This is a genomic window from Nitrospirota bacterium, assembly GCA_040752355.1.
GTDB lineage: Bacteria > Nitrospirota > Thermodesulfovibrionia > Thermodesulfovibrionales > Dissulfurispiraceae > JBFMCP01.
The window spans coordinates 157,101-173,049 of the sequence record JBFMHE010000003.1 but is presented as its reverse complement, the minus strand read 5'-3'; the positions used below and the strand labels follow the sequence as shown (position 1 = coordinate 173,049).

The window sequence follows — 15,949 nt, the reverse complement described above, 5'->3', positions numbered from 1 at the left end:
CCCGGACTGCTGCGCTCACAGCCACCCGGCGCGTTTTTCATCCCTGAGCTCGCGCTCCCGCAGGAAGACGAATTTGGTGATAATGCCCCTGATCTTTTCGTCCATATCGAGGTACCTGACCGCGACACGGTAGAGACCCCTCACCTGATCGGTCCGCACCACTTCACCGCAGACGACGAGCGCGCCGTCCCGGACCTTCAGCACCATGGCTATCTCGATCCGATCACCCGGATTGTACGGTCTCTGCGAGTCAAAGGCGAGGCCGCCTCCACTGATATTGACTTTCTTGACAGCGATGTCTTGCAGCAGGAGGGCCTCCTCCGGAGATAAAACAGCGGCGGTACGCACCGCTGGCTCTCCGGAAGGGATGCGGCGGTGCGTAAAGGGGATATACGCATCGACCCTGAAGAAGTTCCTCTGGTTGTGATGATTACCTCTCATGTCCAAGCGCCTCTCCTTATTATCGGCGGAAGAGAGAGAATCATGAGGGCCCTTAGTTGACAATCATCATGAAATTCCTTTATCGTTTGAGGTAAAACAACGCACAGGGGGTATCGATGACAGCGATAAAAGTGGGCATCATCGGCGGCTCGGGCATGGACGATCCGCGCCTGATGAAAGATAAAAAAGAGAAGAAGGTCAAGACCCCCTACGGCGCGCCCTCCTCAGCCCTGACGACCGGGAAGATCCACGGCGTCGACACGGTCATTCTCGCCCGCCACGGCAAAGGCCATACGATCTATCCCACAGGCGTCAATTTCAGGGCCAACCTCTTCGCCCTGAAGGAGGCGGACTGCACGCATATCCTCGCCACGACCGCCGTCGGCTCGCTGCGGGAGAAGATACGGCCCGGCGACTTCGTATTCGTCGACCAGTTCATCGACTTCACCAAGCACCGCCCGCTTACCTTCCACGATGAGAAGGTGATCCATACGCCGATGGCCGAGCCGTTCTGCGCCGGCCTGCGCACGCTGCTCGTCACCGCGGCAAAGGAGCTCAAGCTGAGACACCACTCCAAAGGCACGGTCATTACCATCGAGGGCCCGCGCTTCTCCACCAAGGCCGAATCGCACATGTTCAGGATGTGGGGCGCCGACGTCATCAATATGTCCACCGTGCCGGAAGTCATCCTTGCCCGCGAGGTGGGTATCTGCTATCAATCGATCGCCATGTCCACCGACTACGACTGCTGGAAAGAGGGCGAAGAGCCGGTGACGTGGGAAATGGTCCTCTCCATCATGACCAAGAACGCGGAGAATGTAAAAAAGCTGCTCGTTCAAACCGTCGCAAAAATCAGCAGCGGCGGGTGCGAGCACTGCACCTAGGAGGCGGTATGTCGATCAAGTCGCAGATCCGGACCATTCCCGATTATCCCAAGAAGGGGATCATGTTCAGGGATATCACGACGCTCATCAAGGACCCCGTAGGGTTCAGGCTCGTCATCGACAGCCTTACCCAGCGGTATATCAAGGGCGACATCCCCTTCGACGTCATTGTGGGCATCGAGTCGCGCGGCTTCATCATCGGCGGCGCGCTCTCCTATACGCTCGGGAAGGGGTTTGTCCCGGTGCGCAAGAAGGGAAAACTTCCTGCCGAGAAGATAAGCCATGAGTATGCCCTCGAGTACGGCACCGATACCGTCGAGATGCATAAGGACTCCCTGCGGGAAGGGACACGGGTGCTCCTCATCGACGACCTCCTCGCGACCGGAGGCACCGCGCTCGCCGCCGCCGCGCTGATCGAGAAGCTGGGCGCTGTCGTCGCGGAGATGGCGTTCATCGTCAACCTGCCCGACGTAGGCGGCGCCCAACGCCTCGCCGATAAAGGACACGCCATTTATGCCTTGACGGAGTTCGAAGGAGAATAGACAAGACAAATTCGAAATCCGAAGCACTGAATCCGAAATACGAATCATGTCCAAAACGAAGTCGGTTCAGAATTTTGATGGCAGGATTTCGATTTATCTTTTCCGAGCGTCGCGCTTCGGATTTCGAATTTGTCCTTAACGGTATGCTTAAGGTCATCGCGATAGACGGCCCTTCGGGGTCTGGGAAAGGGACCATTTCGAGGCTCCTTGCCGAGAGGCTGGGATTCCAGTATCTCGATACCGGCGCCCTCTACCGCGCTGTTGCGCTCCACCTGCGGAGGAAGGGCCTGGAGGAGGGGAGTAGCGACGACGAGCTTCGCGCCGCAGTGCGAGGCGTCTCGATCACCTTCGCCGACGGCACGGTCTGCATCAACGGCGAAGATGTCTCCGAGGCGATCCGCACCCCTGAAATGGGCCACTACGCATCGGTCTTCTCTGCACGGCAGGCGATACGGGACTTTCTCTTCCAGGTGCAGAGGGACGCTGCAGCGCATCACGATATCGTTGTCGAAGGCCGGGATATGACGACCGTCGTCTTCCCCGACGCCTGGAAAAAGTTCTATCTCGACGCCTCGGAAGAAGAGCGGGCCCGCAGACGGTACTGCCAGCTGAAGGAGAAAGGGATGGATATCACGGTGGACAAGGCGCTCGAGGACGTGCGGGAACGGGACACCAGGGACAGCCGGCGCGATATCGCCCCCCTGAAGAGAGCCGATGACGCGTTCTACATCGACACCACCACAATGAGCATCGACGAGGTCGTCGACCGCATGCTCTCCTCGGTTTCCTAGAAAAAAAGAATATCTTCTCTCCCCGTAACATATTACAATTATAGTAATGTCTGCTTCCTGGCAGCCGGCCGGAAGTGCACCCGGGTCGATGGCAGCGACATAAGCCCTTGAAGAGTATATACAAAATCCTGTATCCTAGATAATATGAGTAAAGATATGCAAATAAAAACCGCAAAACGGGCAGGCTTCTGCTTCGGAGTAAAGCGGGCGGTCGATCTCGCCTTCGATGCTGCCGGGCAGGGAAAGAAGGTATTCACCCTCGGGCCGATCATCCATAATCCACAGGTAATCGAGACGCTGAGGGCAGAGGGAGTCGTGCCCACGGACAGCATTCATACGAAGGAAATAAAGACGCTCATCATCAGGACGCACGGCATCCCGCAGGACATCTCCCGGGCGCTCGGGGAGAAGCCCTACGCAGTGGTGGATGCGACCTGCCCCTTTGTGAAAAAGGCGCAGCAATATGCTAAACTTTTAAAGGAAGACGGCTATCAGGTTGTAATTATTGGCGATAAAGAGCATCCCGAGGTCAAGGGCCTGATAAGTTACGCCGGAGACGATGCCGTTGTCATCAACAAGAACGATCCGATTCCCACGCTGAAGAGCAAGGTAGGGGTCATCGTGCAGACGACCCAGCCGGTGGCGCTGCTGAAGCGCGTGTTGAACGACCTGCTCGAGCATGTCAAGGAGATCAAGGTCTTCAATACCATATGCAATTCAACGGCGCTGCGGCTCAAGGAGACGGAGGATCTGGCGAAGAGGGTCGACGTGATGATGGTCGTCGGCGGCAAGAACAGCGCGAATACGACGCAGCTCGCCAATTTATGCGTCGCACGGGGAGTTCCCACCCACCACATAGAGACCGCTGCTGAGATCGAGGACGCCTGGTTTTCAGGGGCGAAGACCGTCGGGATCACCGCGGGTGCATCAACGCCGGACTGGATCATAAAAGAGGTGGAAGAGAGGATTAGAGATAATAGAGGAGGAAGGGCACGGAATGGACATTCAAACGAAAGAAGAAACAAAAGAGCTCGAAAAACTGTACGCTGAGACGCTGCACAGGATTGAACGGGGCGCGGTAACCCGCGGCAGGGTTATCGCGGTCAGAAGCGATGGCGTCGTTGTCGATGTAGGCTATAAATCGGAGGGGATCATCCCTGCCTCGGAATTTTCGCATGCGGAGCTGGCTGCAGTAAAAGAAGGGGATGAGATCGAGGTCCTCGTAGAGCGGATCAACGACGAGGAGGGCGTCGTCATTCTCTCCCGCGAGAAGGCGTCCCGCATGAGAGCGCTCGAGAACCTGACCGCTGCCTATACCAGCAATGCCCAGGTCGAGGGGACGATCATCGAAAAGACGAAGGGCGGTCTTTTCGCCATGGTGATGGGCATCAAGGCGTTCCTGCCCGCATCCCAGATCGATATAAAGGGCGTCAAAGATCTCGACGCGTTCATAGGCAAGACCGTTCCCTTGAGGATTCTCAAGCTCGTTCCGCAGAGGGGCGCCGGGGGACATTCCGCAGGCGTTTCCCTCGTCGTCTCCCGGAGGGCGATCCTGGAGGAGGAGCGGGACAGGAAAAAGAGGGAGACGCTCACGGTGTTGAGGGAGGGCGCGCTCCTCAAGGGAACCGTCAAGAACATCACCGATTACGGTGTCTTTGTCGACCTCGGCGGCATCGACGGGCTGCTCCATATATCGGATATCTCCTGGCGAAGGGTAAATCATCCCTCGGAGTTTTTCCATTTAGGGCAGGAAGCCGAGTTCGTCATCCTCAAATACGACGCGGAGACCGAGAAGGTGACCCTTGGCTACAAACAGAAGATCGCCGATCCCTGGCTGACGGTGGATGAGAAGTACTCCCCGGGGATGAGGATCAAGGGCAAGGTCGTGACGATCACCGACTACGGCGTCTTCGTCGAGATCGAAGAGGGGCTGGAAGGACTGGTGCATGTGTCCGAGCTCGACTGGGCCCCGCGGACCAAACATCCGTCGAAGTATGTCTCGGCCGGCGACGAGGTCGAAGCGGTCATTCTCAACATCAGCAAAGAAGAGCGGCGACTCTCGCTCAGCATCAAGCAGCTCTCTCCCAAGCCCTGGGAGCTCGTCGGACAGCACTACAAGGTCGGCGACAGGGTGAGCGGCAAGGTCAAGACCATCACCGATTTCGGCGCCTTTGTGCGCCTCCCCGAGGGCGTCGACGGGCTTATCCATATCTCCGACCTCTCCTGGACCAAACATATAAAGCACCCCTCCGAGGTGCTGAAGAAGGGGCAGAAGGTCGATGCCGTCGTGCTGAGCCTCGACCCCGAGAAGGAGCGCATGGCGCTCGGGATCAAGCAGCTCACGCCCGACCCGTGGGAGAGCGAGATCCCGGCGCGGTTCAAGCTCGGTGAAGAGTTCACGGGCAAGGTGCTCCGGATCACCGACTTCGGCATCTTCGTCGAGCTCGAGGGCGGTGTCGAGGGCCTGGTCTATTCATCCGAGATCGACACCTCCCGGGAGGTCAAGGAGGGCGACGAGATCATGGTACGGATCATCAAGGTCAATGTCGAAGACAGGAAGATCGGCCTGAGCATGAAAAATCTGAAGACGTTGAGCGTAGCGCATGAACGTTAGAAAGACCTGCATCGGCGCAGCGCTCTTCCTCGTCTTCCTGCTCGTCCTGAGCGGCCTGATCGCGTTCTTTCAGAAGCAGGTCCCGCTCGGGGAGAAGATCGCCCTGGTCAGGGTCGAGGGCCCGATCCTCGAAGCGAAAGAGACGGTGGATGAGCTGAAGGGATATACAAACGACGCTTCGATACGGGCGATCGTGCTCAGGGTCAACAGCCCCGGAGGCGGGGTCGTCCCTTCCCAGGAGATCTACAGCGAGATGAAACGGGCGGTCGCCGCCAAGAAGGTGGTGGTCTCGATGGGGTCGGTCGCGGCGTCGGGGGGCTACTACATAGCGGCTCCCGCGTCCCGGATCATCGCGAATCCCGGCACGATTACCGGCTCGATCGGCGTGATCATGGAAGTGCCCAACGTGCGCGAACTGATGAAGAAGCTCGGCATTACGACCGAGGTGATCAAGAGCGGCGAGCACAAGGACATCGCCTCGATCTTCAGGGGGATCGGGCCTGAAGAGCGCGCGATCCTCCAGGGCGTCATGGACGATGTCCACGAGCAGTTTATCGGCGCCGTGGCCGAGGGAAGAAAACTGCCGGTCGAGGAGGTCCGGAAGATCGCCGACGGACGGGTCTTCTCCGGCAGACAGGCGGTGGAGGCAAAGCTCGTCGATGAGCTCGGCGACCTCGAACATGCGGTGAAGGCGGCGGCGAAGCTCGCGGGCATCAAGGGCGAGCCCCAGGTGGTCACCAAAAAGGAGCGGTCGCCGCTCCTCGACCTTTTCAGCGGGAAGATCGCCGAGGGCCTGTTGAAAATTGCACCCACAATGGAATTAAAATATATGTTCACGCTTTAGCTCTCGTTTGTAGCGTTGTAGCGTTTATCGAGTTGCGCGCCGCAGGAAGCAGAAGAGCCAAAAGGCCGAACGGAACAAAGAGAGCGGCCCGGCGTGCGATGATTCCATGGACGCTATAACGCTATAACGATTGACACTACTTTGAGGAGGCGACTATGACAAAATCGGTCTTGATAGAAAAGGTGACGGAAAAAGTGGATGGTCTCACGAAAAAGCAGGTCGAGACCATTATCAACACCATCTTCGACGGCATGAAGGACGCCCTTGCCAGGGGAGAGAAGATCGAGATCCGGGGATTCGGGAACTTCAGGATCAAGCAGAGGAACGCAAAGACGGCGCGCAATCCCCGGACCGGCGAAAAGGTCGAGGTGCCGGCCAAGCGGGTCCTGCACTTTAAGGTCGGCAAACCGTTCCATGATGCGCTCAACAAGGAGATGGTCGAAAAATAGACCGGTGTGGCTTGACGGGGATGGTAGGAGCGCCCTCCCTTCGGGATCACCGGGCGAGGGGCTCAAGGAAGGCAGTAAGGATACGTAGAAACAGACGACACGAACGACCCCGCCCCTCGTCTCTTCATCTGCAGAGCCGCCCATTGCCCTTCTGCGTCTGCGGTGAGTCTTAGGATGCACGCGTGACCGCATCGCGCAGCGCCGATATTGACAACGTTTTGCATAAAGACTTATGATGCTTACTATGTCCTCTTTTCTGTGTATAGCCGATCTGTCCGTGCTCTTCAGGACAGATAAAGGGCTTGTGCGGGTAGTCTCCGACCTCTCCTTGGACCTGAATAAAGCTGAAGTCTTCGGCCTCGTCGGTGAAAGCGGCTGCGGCAAGAGCCTCACCGCTCTCTCTATTCTGCGCATCCTGCCGCCCAATGCCTTCACCGAGGGAGAGGTCCTCTTCAACGGCCGGAATCTCCTCGGCCTCGATGAGGAAGAGATGCGCGGCATCCGGGGCAGGGATATCTCGATGATCTTCCAGGAGCCGATGACCTCGCTCAATCCGGTGCTGACCGTGGGATACCAGATCGCCGAGACGCTGATGACCCATGAGGCGCTTTCGAAAAGAGAGGCAATGAACAGGGCGGTGGAGCTGCTGCGGGCCGTGAAGATCCCTTCGCCGGAGCTGCGGGTGAAGGATTATCCGCACCAGATGTCGGGAGGCATGCGGCAGCGGGTGATGATCGCCATCGCGATCGCCTGCAACCCCTCGCTCCTGATCGCCGATGAGCCGACGACCGCGCTCGACGTGACCATTCAGGCGCAGATCCTCGAGCTGCTCCAGGGGCTGCGGCAGGAGCGGCAGATGGGAGTCCTGCTCATCACCCATGACCTGAGCATCATTTCCGAGCAGGCGGACCGGGTCGCTATCATGTACGCGGGGCGGATCATGGAGCTCGCCCGGGTCGACGATCTCTTCCGGAACCCGCTCCACCCCTACACGATAGGGCTCCTGGAGTCGTTGCCGGTCTCGAAGGGGACGGTGCTGAAGCCGATCACCGGTTTTGTCCCAACCCCCGACCGCCTGCCCGAGGGCTGCAAGTTTTCGGACCGCTGTTTCGCTGCGCAGGACGCCTGCAGGAGAGCGGAACCCGAGCTGGTCGAGGCGGAACCCCGGCACTATGTGCGCTGCATACGGTGGAATGAGATACGCCGGTGAAGAGGAGAATAACGACAGGTACCCGATGAGGCTTTCAAATGAATAACCAGGCCGACAGGACAGCGCAGGTCCTCCCTGATCACCGGTTCTCCGGCTCGCCGGATACCCTTCTGCAGGTCGAGGGGATCAAGAAGTACTTTCCGGTCAAGGGCGCTTTCGGCCGGAAAGAGGGAGTGCTGCGCGCTGTCGATGACGTCAGCTTCGAAGTAAGAAAGGACAGCGTCTTTGCGGTCGTCGGAGAGAGCGGCTGCGGCAAGTCGACGGTAGCCCGGCTCGTGCTGAAGCTGCTGCCCCTTACCGGGGGGAGTATCTTCTTCAAGGGGCATGATATAACGTCCCTCAGGGGAGAGGCGCTGAAACGCTTCCGGCGTTCTGTCCAGATCGTCTTCCAGGACCCCTTCGCCTCCCTCAACCCGAGGATGAGGATCGTCGATACGCTCTCCGAACCCCTGAGCATCCACCGGGTCGCCCCCAGGGGCGAAATAAGGGAGAGGGTTGCTACGCTCCTCGAAAAGGTAGGGCTTACGAGGGATGCCGCAAACCGGTATCCCCACGAATTCAGCGGCGGCCAGCGTCAGCGCATCTGCATTGCGCGGGCCCTGACACTCTCGCCGGAGCTGATCATTGCCGACGAGCCCCTCTCGGCGCTCGATGTCTCGATTCAGGCGCAGATCCTGAACCTGTTCCAGGATATACGGAGGGAGTCCGCCATATCCTTCATCTTCATCAGCCACGATCTGAGGGTCGTCCGCTACTTCAGCGACGAGGTCGCGGTCATGTACCTCGGGAAGATAGTGGAGCGGGCAAAGACCGAGGATCTCTTCAGGTCGCCGGAACATCCTTATACACAGCTGCTCCTCTCCTCGGCGCCCAAGCTCAGGATAAAAGGAGAATGGGCCGAACGAAGGGAGAGCATCCAGGGAAAGGGACAGGGTACGACTGATGTCCCGGGTCCGATCGCGATTTCCTCCGGCTGTCCCTTCCACCCGCGATGCCCGCAGCGGATCGACCTCTGCGGCACGCTGTCTCCCGAGCTGAGGCGAAGCGGCGACAGGGATATCGCCTGCCATCAGGCGCGTTAGTGGAAGGATGCTCCTGGCGTGCGGGAAGGGTTGCCGGTATGTTGTCGTGCAAAAATTTACGGAAAAGTGTAAAATGATACTCTTAGTGGTTCTTGTGAAGGACCACGTTCCCCTGGCGATCACCGATGCCGCTGCCTCATGCGGGGCAGGGCTTACGAGACAACCCTTTAAGGCAACTTAAGGGGTTACGGGGGAGTTCCCTGCTGCCTCTCCCCCCGAGAGCGGGACTCCCCCGGTTTTCTCTCTTCCTTACCAGCACCTGCCGGAGTCTTCCCGGAGAATCTGCCGATGAGCATGCGAGAAGGGGCGGGAGGGTTTCACTTTTTTGCGGAATTCCTGGCTCTGGTGCAGCCCATAAAGGCGAAGCCTTTGGGGCGAACCACCGTTGCGGGTGCATCTGCGCAGATCGAGCACAACACCGCTTACAGTGGGACCAACGAAGAATAATTCCGCAAAAAAGTGAAACCCTCCCGCCCCCTCATAGCGCCGAGGTCAACCGGGGGGATTCTTTTTTCATCAAGAGTGATTAGACGTTTTTCCCTTCTGCAGAGGGGCAACGGAATATACGCATTTTCTCAAGAGCAAAGGTGGGGGCGCAGGGCGCAACCTGCGCCCTGGAGAACTCAGGCACTCTTGATGAAAAAAGAATCCCCCCGGTTGACCTGTCATGATAACGCATCAGTAATACGTTTCAGACGGAGAGGAGGTTCAGAGGAGGGCTTCGATCTGCTTGATGATGTCGGGGTCGGTCCAGTCGTGCTCGCCGAAGAAGGTATCGATGATGACGCCCCGCTTGTCGATGAGGAACGTCATAGGCACGGTAGAAACCTTGTAGGTCTCCTTCGAGACCCTGAGCTTGGTGTCCAGCAGCACCGGGAAGTGTATCGGCTGCCGCTTCATGAACGTCCTCACCGAGGATGCGTCCCTGTCGGTGGTCACCCCGAGGATGACGAACTTCTTCCCTTTCAGTCTATCACCGAGCTTGTTCATAGAGGGAATCTCCGCCCTGCAGGGCGGGCACCAGGTGGCCCAGAAGTTGAGCAGGACGACACTGCCCTTCATCGAGGAGAGCGATACCGGGATACCGCCCATATCCTTCAGGGTGAACTCCGGCGCCTGTTTGCCGATAAGCTTGTCGATATCGAAGGGGTCGGGAGGAGCGGCAACCACCGCAGGAGCCAGGAGCCAGAAGACAGCGCTCAGAACACACGCTGCGGCAAACCCTGCTTTCTTCCGGCCCCCGGCTCCCGACTCCTGACTTCTATTTAACGAGCTTCGCACTCTTCAGCACCCCTCTGAGCTTGTCCCTGTTGGCAGCGGACATTTCGCAGAGCGGCATCCTGAACTCTTCCTTTATCTTTCCCATCATCGCGAGGGCGGTCTTCACCGGGATGGGGTTGGTCTCGATGAACATGGCGGCATTCAGCGGCTCGAGCTTGTAGTGCAGCTCCCGCGCCTTTGCGATATCTCCGCGCTCCCAGGCGTTGCACATCTCAGCAACATCCTTCGGCGCCACGTTGGCCGAGACCGAGATGACGCCCTTGCCGCCGAGCGCAAGGAGCGGCAGCGTGGTGAAGTCGTCGCCCGAGATGACGGCGATGCGGTCGCCGCAGAGCCGTATCACCTCGCTCACCTGCTTCATATCGCCCGTCGCCTCTTTGATCGCGACGATGTTCTTGCACTCCATCAGGCGGGCGACCGTCGGAGGGAGCATGTTGACAGCGGTCCTGCCCGGGACGTTGTACAGCACGATGGGGAGTTTCACCTTGTCGGCAACCGCCTTGTAGTGACGGTAGAGCCCTTCCTGGGTCGGCTTGTTGTAGTAGGGCGTCACCATGAGGGCGCCGTCGGCGCCGAGCTTCTTCGCCTTCTGGGTAAGCTCTATCGCCTCGTCCGTGGCGTTGGCGCCGGTGCCGGCGATGACCGGGATCCGCTTGTTCGCCGCCTTCACCGCGACCTCGATAACGCGGTAATGCTCTTCAAAGCCGAGGGTCGAGGCCTCTCCCGTGGTGCCGCAGGGGACAATCCCGTGGGTGCCCTGGGCAATATGCCACTCGATCAGATCGCCATACGCCTTCTCGTCAAACTTCCCGTTCTTGAACGGTGTAACAATCGCGACAATGGAACCTTTGAACATCGCTTCCTCCCCGTCGAAATAGGAATCAAAAACCATGGTTATATTAAAGATCAGTCCTGCCCGGCGCCTGCTCTCAGCCCTGGTGCTCCCGCTGATTGCGGCGCTTCTGGGTTCGCCCTTGTTACGGAATCCCGGTTCGGGGCAGCATGTCTCGCGCGGAGGTCCCTGCTGTTCTGCCCTCTTCCGGCGATGCTCGCGATCCTGCCCTCGAAGACCTCCTCGGCAGGACCGGTCATATAAACATGGCCGTTCTGGGGCCACTCGATCACGAGATCGCCGCCGAGAAGATGTACGGTGACCGTTCGTTCTGTCAGGCCCTTCAGCATTGCGGCCACGCCGACCGCCGATGCTCCTGTTCCGCAGGCCATGGTCTCACCGGAGCCCCGCTCCCACACCCGCATGGTCAGGTCCTTCCTGCTGCCGACAGTGACGAACTCGACATTGGTCTTGTTGGGGAAGAGCGTGTGCGTCTCTATGATCGGACCGTACAGCGCGACCGGGAAATCCGCGATATCCTCCTCCATGAAGACGACAGCATGGGGATTCCCCATAGAGACGCAGGTAACCTTGAACTCCCGGTCGTTAATGCGGAGCGGATAATCGACGATGGGAGAGGCGGACTCGAGGTTCACCGGGATCCGCTCGGCATCGAACACCGGCTCCCCCATGTCCACCCTGACGAGATTGCCCGCCCGTTCAGGCCGGATGACGCCGGCGAGGGTATCGATCTCGAGCGTATCCTTGGTCGAGAGTCCCCTGTCCCATACGTACTTCGCGAGGCACCGGATGCCGTTGCCGCACATCTCGACCTCGCTACCGTCGGCATTGTAGATCTTCATCGTGAAATCGGCGACGCCTGAGTCGAGCAGGAGCAGGACCTGGTCAGCGCCTACCCCGAAACGGCGGCTGCAGAGCGTGCGAGCGAGCTCTCCCCTATCGAAGCGGCCCGCGAGGTCGATATCCCGGGCATCGATGACAATGAAGTCATTGCCGATCCCGTGCATCTTGGTGAAGGTGAGTTCCATAGTTTAAATAAGCTTGGGTACGGCCTCTCCCCGGATAAGGTCACTATAGGTCTCTCTTTTCCTAATGGTAGCATACTTCTTTCCTTTGACCAATACCTCTTCGGCCCGCGGGCGGCTGTTGTAGTTCGAGGCCATGGAGTAGCCGTACGCCCCTGCGCTCATCACCGCGAGATATTCTCCCGGCTCGACACGCTGGAGCTCCCGGTCCTTTGCGAGGAAATCACCTGACTCGCAGATGGGGCCGACGATATCGCCGAAAACCTTGTCCTTGCGGTTCTTCAGCACCGGCTGGATGTGGTGGTACGCGCCGTAGATAGAGGGCCTGATGAGGTCGTTCATCCCTGCATCGACGATGACGAAGTCCTTGTCATCCCCTTTCTTGGTATAAAGCACCTTGATGACGAGAATGCCGGCATTGCCGACGATCGACCTGCCCGGTTCGACAATGAGGGTCACATTTCTTCCCTTGAGCAGCGGGAGCACGCTCTTCGCGAGCTGGGAGGGAATGGGCGGCGTCTCGTCGTAGTAGGTGATGCCGAGCCCTCCGCCGATATTGAGATAGCTGATGGGGATGCCCTGCTTCGCGAGATCGTCGATGAGGAGCAGGAGACGCTTCACCGCGTCGACAAAGGGCGCCACCTTGGTCAGCTGGGAGCCGATATGTTTGTGGATACCCACGATCGCCACATTCTTGAGGCTATGGGCGAGCTTATAGAACTCGAGGGCATTCTCTATGGGGATCCCGAACTTATGCTTCTTGAGTCCCGTCGATATATAGGGGTGCGTCATGGGATCGATATCCGGATTGACCCGCAGGGCGATCGGCGCCTTTGCCTTCAGCTTGCCCGCAATCCGGTCTATCTCCCTGAGCTCGTGCTCGGACTCGACATTGAACATCAGGATTTTATTCTTCAGGGCCAGCCGGATCTCCTCTTCTGTCTTTCCCACGCCGGCATAAACGATTCTTTTGGCAGGGATTCCGCCCTTCAACGCCCGGAACAACTCCCCCCCGGAGACCACATCGGCGCCGCTGCCGAGCTTGGCGAAGAGCTTGATTACGGCCGCATTGGAGTTCGCCTTGAGGGCATAACAGATCAGGTGGGGGAAGCTGCTGAATGCATCCTGATACGCCTTGAAGTGCCGCAGTAACGTGTTGTAACTATAGATAAAAACAGGAGTTCCCACCTTTGCCGCGATCTCACGCACCGGCACATCTTCAGCATACAGCTCACCGTTTCTGTAGTTGAATAGATGCATATGCTCCTCTTTTCCTGGCCCTTACTTGTTTGATTTTTTATCTGTTTTTTTACCATAATAGTCTGGTTAAAGTCAAAGAAAATACGCATAAATACACGGAATTCGGGAGTCGGGAGTAAACTTTCAGCATAAAAGGCGCTTTTTGTCCTGTTCCGATTTCCGGGAAAGAGGATACCGATGGGAAAGAATATTGTTCAGAAGATCTTCGATTCGCACAGGGTTCACGGAGACCTCACCCCGGGCAGTCCGATCGGGCTGCGGGTAGACCAGGTCTATACCCAGGATGCCACCGGCACCATGACCTGGCTGGAGTTCGAGGCCATAGGCATAGACCGGGTCAGGGTTCCCCTGGCGGTCTCCTATGTCGACCACAATATGCTCCAGTCCAACTTCATGAATGCCGACGACCACCTCTTTCTCCAGACCGCTGCCCGGAAGTTCGGCGCCTATTTCTCGAAGCCGGGCAACGGCATCTGCCATCAGGTCCATCTCGAACGCTTCGCCGCCCCCGGGAAAATAGCGCTCGGAACGGACAGCCATACGCCTACCGGGGGCGGCATGGGCATGATCGCCATCGGCGTCGGCGGCCTCGAGGCCGCGACCGTCATGGCAGGAGCCGCCTTCGAGCTCACCATGCCCAACGTGGTGCAGGTGAAGCTGACCGGGAAGCTCCCCCGGCCCCACATAACGGCGATGGACGTCATCCTCACCCTCCTCAAAATGCTTACGGTGAAAGGGGGCGTGGGCAAGATCATCGAGTACGGCGGTCCCGGCGCAGCGGACCTCAACGTCACCGAGCGGGCCACGATCACCAATATGGGTGCAGAACTGGGCGCCACGACCTCCGTCTTCCCCAGCGACAAGCGGACCCTCGCCTTTCTGAAGTCCGAAGGGAGGGAAAAGGACTGGATCGAGCTTAAAGCCGACAAGGGCGCCCGGTACGATGAAGTGATCGTGCTCGACCTGGACAGCATCGAGCCGATGATCGCCCAGCCGCACAGCCCCGATAAGGTCGCGGCTATCCGCGAGATCGCCGGCAAGAAGGTGCACCAGGTCTGCATCGGCAGCTGCACCAACTCGTCGTACCAGGCGATGAAGACCGTGGCCGCCATCCTGAAAGGCAGGACGGTTCCCCCCGAGGTAAACCTCCTGATCAATCCCGGCTCGAAGCAGGTCTACGAAATGCTCTCGCGGGAGGGGTTGACGGCGGATATGATCGCCGCCGGCGCGCGGATGCTCGAATCGTCCTGCGGTCCCTGCATCGGCATGGGCGGCGCTCCGGGGTCGGGACAGGTGTCGATACGGTCGTATAACAGGAATTTCCAGGGGAGGTCAGGCACCAAAGACGCCCTCGTCTATCTGACCAATCCCATCGCCTGCGCGGTAATGGCGCTCAACGGCGAGATCGTCGATCCCCGGGATGCCGGTATCGATATCCCGATGGTCAAAGAGCCCAAGCAGTTCACGATCAGCGATAATCTCATCATCCCGCCCGTTGCGGAGACCGGCGGCGCAGCGATCATCAAGGGCCCTAATATCAAAGAGGTGCCCGTAAAAGAGCCCTTGAGGGAGACGATCGAGGCCGAGGTGCTTCTCAAGCTCGGCAGCAATGTCACGACCGATGATATAATGCCCGCGGGCTCGAAAGTGCTGCCCTTCAGGTCCAATATCCCCGCCATCTCCGAGTTCGTCTTCGAGAATATCGACAAGACCTTCAGCAGCCGTGCCCAGGAGGCGAAGGCGAGGGGCGGCGGCATCGTCGTCGGCGGCGAGAATTACGGGCAGGGGTCGTCGCGCGAGCATGCTGCGCTCGCTCCCATGTACCTCGGGCTGCAGGCGGTCATCGCGAAGTCCTTCGCCCGCATCCACCGGGCGAACCTGATCAATTTCGGTATCCTGCCGCTCCTGTTCACCACTGAGGGAGACTATGATAGGATTGAAAGAGGAGACCGTCTCGTCATCAGAGAGGTGAAGGAGCTCCTGGAGAACGGCCGGAATCTCAGGGTGGAGAACGTGACCAGGGGATACGTGTTCGAGGCTGCCGCGCCTCTCAATGAGCGGGAGAGGGCCCTCATCCTGAAAGGCGGTCTTTTGCCCTACACGAAAAGCGCGTAGGTCCTATAATAAAATAAGTACCGGAGAGGGGGCGGGGAATGGTATGCGAGCGGTATGGTGAGCTTGATGGTGAGCTTGCAGGAGGACAGGATGTCCCCCTTATCTGATAAATGGCGAGCCTCCTCGGAGGTCGCATCGACCGAGAACGGGGTCCCCGAAGATCGTATGATCTTTGGGGTACAGTTGAGTCGAGCGTACCATGCCCCGCCCCCTCTCCCTCACGCATCATGTTGTTGACAAACAGCAATGCTGCATAGTAAATTATTAATTCGAATTTTCCGCTGGGTATCGTGCCCCAGCGTTCCGGGCCGCTAGCTCAGCTGGTAGAGCAACGCCCTTTTAAGGCGTGGGTCGTTGGTTCGAATCCAACGCGGCTCATGGTACGATCGTGACCGGTAGCGCGTAGCGGGTGGCACGCGTTACGGTTTTTAGATGTCCCCATCGTCTAGCCCGGCCTAGGACATCGCCCTTTCACGGCGGTAACTGGGGTTCGAATCCCCATGGGGACGCTCACAACATCAGGGGCTGCTGAGGAAGCAGCCCCTTTCATTTTTCTTC

Annotated in this window: 14 protein-coding genes, 2 tRNA genes and 1 pseudogene; 12 read left to right on the top strand and 5 right to left on the bottom strand. The window is 58.6% G+C overall.

The features are described from left to right. Positions 1 to 15 precede the first annotated feature (15 nt). A complete protein-coding gene (locus AB1805_03710) occupies positions 16 to 441 on the bottom strand; it encodes a PilZ domain-containing protein (protein ID MEW5744532.1) in 426 nt (141 codons plus the stop codon). Between the two features lie 116 nt (positions 442 to 557). On the opposite strand from AB1805_03710, the gene mtnP reads away from it, so the two are divergent. From mtnP to AB1805_03665, 9 genes and pseudogenes are all read left to right on the top strand, one after another. Further along, a complete protein-coding gene (gene mtnP / locus AB1805_03705; GenBank protein ID MEW5744531.1) occupies positions 558 to 1,325 on the top strand; it encodes an S-methyl-5'-thioadenosine phosphorylase in 768 nt (255 codons plus the stop codon). Positions 1,326 to 1,333: 8 nt separating this feature from the next. Continuing rightward, entirely contained in the window at positions 1,334 to 1,867 is a 534-nt protein-coding gene (locus AB1805_03700; GenBank protein ID MEW5744530.1) for an adenine phosphoribosyltransferase, read from the top strand. A 143-nt stretch (positions 1,868 to 2,010) separates the two neighbouring features. Continuing rightward, complete coding sequence (gene cmk / locus AB1805_03695) at positions 2,011 to 2,658, top strand: (d)CMP kinase (protein MEW5744529.1); 648 nt, start codon at positions 2,011 to 2,013, stop codon at positions 2,656 to 2,658. A gap of 156 nt (positions 2,659 to 2,814) precedes the next feature. Beyond that, positions 2,815 to 3,708 carry a 4-hydroxy-3-methylbut-2-enyl diphosphate reductase gene (locus AB1805_03690; protein MEW5744528.1) on the top strand — a complete coding sequence of 298 codons (894 nt, stop codon included), beginning with the start codon at positions 2,815 to 2,817 and terminating at the stop codon, positions 3,706 to 3,708. After that, a complete protein-coding gene (gene rpsA, locus AB1805_03685) occupies positions 3,656 to 5,272 on the top strand; it encodes a 30S ribosomal protein S1 (protein MEW5744527.1) in 1,617 nt (538 codons plus the stop codon). The genes AB1805_03690 and rpsA overlap by 53 nt, the downstream gene beginning before the upstream one ends. Next, positions 5,262 to 6,116: a signal peptide peptidase SppA gene (sppA, locus tag AB1805_03680; GenBank protein MEW5744526.1), complete on the top strand. Its 855-nt coding sequence runs from the start codon at positions 5,262 to 5,264 to the stop codon at positions 6,114 to 6,116. Before rpsA ends, sppA begins: the two co-directional genes overlap by 11 nt. Before the next feature lie 152 nt (positions 6,117 to 6,268). Continuing rightward, positions 6,269 to 6,565 (top strand): annotated as a pseudogene (locus tag AB1805_03675) (HU family DNA-binding protein). Positions 6,566 to 6,809: 244 nt separating this feature from the next. Continuing rightward, positions 6,810 to 7,775 (top strand): ABC transporter ATP-binding protein, encoded by a 966-nt coding sequence (locus AB1805_03670; protein MEW5744525.1) that lies wholly within the window; start codon positions 6,810 to 6,812, stop codon positions 7,773 to 7,775. 38 nt (positions 7,776 to 7,813) lie between these two features. Further along, complete coding sequence (locus tag AB1805_03665) at positions 7,814 to 8,857, top strand: oligopeptide/dipeptide ABC transporter ATP-binding protein (GenBank protein MEW5744524.1); 1,044 nt, start codon at positions 7,814 to 7,816, stop codon at positions 8,855 to 8,857. Between the two features lie 708 nt (positions 8,858 to 9,565). On the opposite strand, the gene AB1805_03660 is transcribed toward AB1805_03665, so the two are convergent. Genes AB1805_03660 through lysA form a run of 4 tightly spaced genes read right to left on the bottom strand, consistent with a single transcriptional unit; the run spans position 9,566 to position 13,276 of the window. Continuing rightward, complete coding sequence (locus AB1805_03660) at positions 9,566 to 10,138, bottom strand: TlpA disulfide reductase family protein (GenBank protein ID MEW5744523.1); 573 nt, start codon at positions 10,136 to 10,138, stop codon at positions 9,566 to 9,568. Beyond that, positions 10,119 to 10,994, bottom strand: a complete 876-nt coding sequence (dapA, locus tag AB1805_03655; protein MEW5744522.1) for a 4-hydroxy-tetrahydrodipicolinate synthase — start codon at positions 10,992 to 10,994, stop codon at positions 10,119 to 10,121. The genes AB1805_03660 and dapA overlap by 20 nt, the downstream gene beginning before the upstream one ends. A gap of 50 nt (positions 10,995 to 11,044) precedes the next feature. After that, positions 11,045 to 12,019, bottom strand: coding sequence for a diaminopimelate epimerase (gene dapF / locus AB1805_03650; protein ID MEW5744521.1), 975 nt, complete (start codon positions 12,017 to 12,019; stop codon positions 11,045 to 11,047). Between the two features lie 3 nt (positions 12,020 to 12,022). Further along, positions 12,023 to 13,276 (bottom strand): diaminopimelate decarboxylase, encoded by a 1,254-nt coding sequence (lysA, locus tag AB1805_03645; GenBank protein ID MEW5744520.1) that lies wholly within the window; start codon positions 13,274 to 13,276, stop codon positions 12,023 to 12,025. A 177-nt stretch (positions 13,277 to 13,453) separates the two neighbouring features. Here lysA and AB1805_03640 point away from each other — a divergent pair, with 177 nt between their 5' ends. The 3 genes from AB1805_03640 (at position 13,454) to AB1805_03630 (ending at position 15,900) form a co-directional block, all read left to right on the top strand. Next, entirely contained in the window at positions 13,454 to 15,391 is a 1,938-nt protein-coding gene (locus AB1805_03640; protein MEW5744519.1) for an aconitate hydratase, read from the top strand. Between the two features lie 305 nt (positions 15,392 to 15,696). Next, positions 15,697 to 15,769, top strand: a tRNA-Lys gene (locus AB1805_03635). A gap of 56 nt (positions 15,770 to 15,825) precedes the next feature. Next, positions 15,826 to 15,900: transfer RNA gene (locus tag AB1805_03630), tRNA-Glu, on the top strand. Positions 15,901 to 15,949: the final 49 nt, after the last annotated feature.

What these genes read in the sequence shown, in the direction of transcription:
- AB1805_03710 (MEW5744532.1), bottom strand. Translation starts at nt 441, where the DNA reads ATGAGAGGTAATCATCACAACCAGAGGAACTTCTTCAGGGTCGATGCG.
- mtnP (MEW5744531.1), top strand. Translation starts at nt 558, where the DNA reads ATGACAGCGATAAAAGTGGGCATCATCGGCGGCTCGGGCATGGACGAT.
- AB1805_03700 (MEW5744530.1), top strand. Translation starts at nt 1,334, where the DNA reads ATGTCGATCAAGTCGCAGATCCGGACCATTCCCGATTATCCCAAGAAG.
- cmk (MEW5744529.1), top strand. Translation starts at nt 2,011, where the DNA reads ATGCTTAAGGTCATCGCGATAGACGGCCCTTCGGGGTCTGGGAAAGGG.
- AB1805_03690 (MEW5744528.1), top strand. Translation starts at nt 2,815, where the DNA reads ATGCAAATAAAAACCGCAAAACGGGCAGGCTTCTGCTTCGGAGTAAAG.
- rpsA (MEW5744527.1), top strand. Translation starts at nt 3,656, where the DNA reads ATGGACATTCAAACGAAAGAAGAAACAAAAGAGCTCGAAAAACTGTAC.
- sppA (MEW5744526.1), top strand. Translation starts at nt 5,262, where the DNA reads ATGAACGTTAGAAAGACCTGCATCGGCGCAGCGCTCTTCCTCGTCTTC.
- AB1805_03670 (MEW5744525.1), top strand. Translation starts at nt 6,810, where the DNA reads ATGTCCTCTTTTCTGTGTATAGCCGATCTGTCCGTGCTCTTCAGGACA.
- AB1805_03665 (MEW5744524.1), top strand. Translation starts at nt 7,814, where the DNA reads ATGAATAACCAGGCCGACAGGACAGCGCAGGTCCTCCCTGATCACCGG.
- dapA (MEW5744522.1), bottom strand. Translation starts at nt 10,994, where the DNA reads ATGTTCAAAGGTTCCATTGTCGCGATTGTTACACCGTTCAAGAACGGG.
- dapF (MEW5744521.1), bottom strand. Translation starts at nt 12,019, where the DNA reads ATGGAACTCACCTTCACCAAGATGCACGGGATCGGCAATGACTTCATT.
- lysA (MEW5744520.1), bottom strand. Translation starts at nt 13,276, where the DNA reads ATGCATCTATTCAACTACAGAAACGGTGAGCTGTATGCTGAAGATGTG.
- AB1805_03640 (MEW5744519.1), top strand. Translation starts at nt 13,454, where the DNA reads ATGGGAAAGAATATTGTTCAGAAGATCTTCGATTCGCACAGGGTTCAC.